This is a genomic window from Streptomyces sp. UH6 (genome assembly GCF_013421635.1).
GTDB lineage: Bacteria > Actinomycetota > Actinomycetes > Streptomycetales > Streptomycetaceae > Streptomyces > Streptomyces abyssomicinicus.
Genome location: NZ_JACADT010001208.1, coordinates 1 through 1499, shown reverse-complemented (window position 1 = coordinate 1499; position 1499 = coordinate 1). Strand labels below are relative to the sequence as shown.

At 71.4% G+C, this 1499-nt stretch carries 1 protein-coding gene; it reads right to left on the bottom strand.

The window, feature by feature from the left end; genetic code table 11:
- Positions 1–44: 44 nt before the first annotated feature.
- Complete coding sequence (locus HW445_RS30655; RefSeq protein WP_180224054.1) at positions 45–1271, bottom strand: cytochrome P450; 1227 nt, start codon at positions 1269–1271, stop codon at positions 45–47.
- Between the last annotated feature and the right edge of the window lie 228 nt (positions 1272–1499).

The following is a 1499-nucleotide window of genomic DNA, read 5'->3' as shown; positions in this document are numbered from 1 at the left end:
CGGGTGCCGCGCAGGCGCCGGGGGGCCTGCGCGGCACCGCGGCGTCAGCCGGAGACCGGCGTGAACCGCACGGGGAGGCGGTCCGGACCGCGGGTGAACACGCCCTGCTCGGTCGGCTCGAAGCCCTCGGCGACCCGGACGTCGGGCATGGCGTCGAGCAGCTGGCCGACCCCGATCTCCACCTCGGCCTTCGCCAGCAGCGCGCCGACGCAGAAGTGCCGGCCGAGCGCGAAGGCCAGATGGTCGGCGGCGGCGGAGAACGCCGTCGTGGTGGTCAGGTCGTCACGGAAGATGTCGAAGCGGTCGGGGTCGGCGTAGCGCCGGTCGTCGCGGTTGGCGGCGCCGATCAGGCAGGTCACGGTGACCCCGGCCGGCACGGTGCCGCCGCTCAGTTCGACCTCCTGCGCCGACTGCCGCATGATCATGTGGACCGGCGGCGTGAACCGCAGGGTCTCGGCGAAGGCCCGGGGGATCAGGCCGCGGTCCTCCCGGACGGCGGCCAGCTGGTCGGGATGGCGCAGCAGATTGGCGAAGATTCCGGCGATGGCCTTGTCCGTGGTCTCGCCCCCGGCCGCCAGCAGCAGGCTGCAGAACGCCTTGATGTCCTCGTCGCTCATCCGGACGCCGTCCACCTCCGCCGCGCAGAGCGCAGACAGCAGGTCGGTGCCGGGCCGGTCACGGCGTTCGCGGATGATCGGCAGCATGTACTCGGCGAACTCCACCCGGGTCCGCTCGCCCGCCGCGGCCACCTCGGGGTCGCCGGACAGATTGCCGAGGAACGCGATGACCGCCGTGTACCAGCGGTGGAACCGCGCGTGGTCGGCCTTGTCCAGCCCTAGCATGTCGGCGATGACGTTGACCGGGAAGCGGGTGGCGTAGTCGGCCACCAGATCCGCCGAGCCGGTGTGGCGGAAGGCGTCGATCAGCTCCCGCGAATTGCGCTCGATGACGGGCAGGAACTTCTCCTGCAGGTCCGTACCGCGGAAGGCGGGCGCCACCAGGGCACGGCGCACGGCGTGCTCGCGACCGCTCAGCTGCAGGATCGTCTTCCCGTGGACGGGCTCGATCTGCCAGTCGTAGTTGTCGGTGGTGAACTGGCCCTGCTTGTCCTTGAACACGCGCTCGACGTCCTCGTAGCGCGAGACGATGTAACTCTGCGTGGCCTCGTGCCACAGGAGGGGCGCGCTGTCCCGGAAGACGCGGTACGCGGGGTAGGGGTCCGCTGCGAACTCCGGCGAAAGGATGTCGGGCACCTGCTGCGCGGTGGACATGAAGCTCCCTGGGTCGAATTCGGTTCACCCACAAGCTAGTTGACGCACCATCAGCAAGAACAGGTCCTCCCGGTCCCGGAAGCGGAACCTCGCCCCGGCCCTAGGGATCCGTCGGCCCGCGGTCCGCCTTCCCGGGCCTGCCTTCCTGGGGGACCGCCTTCCTGGGGGTCCGCCTCCCTAGGGGTCCGCCTCCCCGGAGCCCGCCTCCCCGGGGTACCGGCCGCCCGG

Bases quoted from the DNA above. Each gene is read 5' to 3' on its own strand.
- HW445_RS30655 (WP_180224054.1), bottom strand. From the start codon at position 1,271: ATGTCCACCGCGCAGCAGGTGCCCGACATCCTTTCGCCGGAGTTCGCA.